Source organism: Bathymodiolus platifrons methanotrophic gill symbiont, assembly GCF_002189065.1.
Lineage (GTDB): Bacteria > Pseudomonadota > Gammaproteobacteria > Methylococcales > Methylomonadaceae > Methyloprofundus.
Genome location: NZ_BDMN01000396.1, coordinates 1 through 1,096 on the forward strand (window position 1 = coordinate 1; position 1,096 = coordinate 1,096).

1 protein-coding gene is annotated in these 1,096 nt (G+C 38.3%); it reads left to right on the forward strand.

Features of this window, described 5'->3' with window-relative positions:
* The first annotated feature begins 146 nt into the window (after positions 1-146).
* A complete protein-coding gene (locus CDZ78_RS18185) occupies positions 147-722 on the forward strand; it encodes a DUF1264 domain-containing protein (RefSeq protein ID WP_087871249.1) in 576 nt (191 codons plus the stop codon).
* Positions 723-1,096 lie beyond the last annotated feature (374 nt).

Sequence of the window (1,096 nt, forward strand, 5' to 3'; positions counted from 1 at the left end):
TGTGATAATTGTTTACTAAATTACTAGGAAATTTATTTGACATAAATAATTATTAGCATACAATAAAACCCTAATATGTATTTACTCAATAAGAACGAATATAATTAAAACTATCTGATAAGCATTTTCTAAAGAGGAAGATCATTATGAAAACAAAATTACTGATTGCAGGTGCGTTAGTCGCATTTATGACGGGTTGTTCAACATTTGAGAAAGCCCCCATTGTGGTTGAAAAAGAAGCGGTCTATAACGAGACACTGAATCCGCGCCAAAAAGAATATCCTAATCACTTAGGGTTTAACGACCTACATATCCAGGCGATCAGACATATGAGACCTGATTCTCATGATATAAATGATCCTAAATTACAAATTATTGTACATCATCATTGTAAAGCTTATGACGACGGTACTTTTATTTGTTTAATGTTCCATTCAGGAATGAAAGACCAGGATAAGCCAATCGGTTTTGAGTATATTATTACTACAGCGCAATATAATTCATTGCCTGAAGAAGAAAAGCATTACTGGCACTATCACTTAGTAGAAGTACCAAGAGCACACGCTACATTCCCTGATTTAACAGCGGAAGAAGCAGCAAAAATATTACCAGCAGTTAATGAAACTTACGGAAAAGTAGTTTACTTTAAAAATATGGATGATGAATTTCCATTGGGCGAACCGTACATTATGATTGTTCAGGATATGCCAGAGCAGGATTAGACCCCCAAGGTTTAAGGCTAAAGACCACTTTCCTAATTCGGGAGATGCTTGGTTAAAGTGGTTTAAATCCTTATTTAAAAAGCCCTTTTTTATAAGGGCTTTTTTATTGCTGTGTTGGGTGAGTTGCGCGAGTATGATTTTTAGCATTGGGGAGTAGGCTTTAGCCTACATAAATCACTATAAGATGTAGGCTAAAGCCTACTCCCCAATTTTAGCGATACAGGCGCGCCATGCTACCTCACAACATTCTGGGACTCCTGTCACCAACATTCATTCGCCTACGCAGCGAATGGGAGATGCCCAGGTCGCCCTGCGTCCGTCTCAACTACGCACAAAACCCTGCTCCGTTAAGACTACCTCAAATGGCTGGACGG

Excerpts from the sequence above, each read along its gene's own strand:
- CDZ78_RS18185 (WP_087871249.1), top strand. The coding sequence starts at position 147 with ATGAAAACAAAATTACTGATTGCAGGTGCGTTAGTCGCATTTATGACG.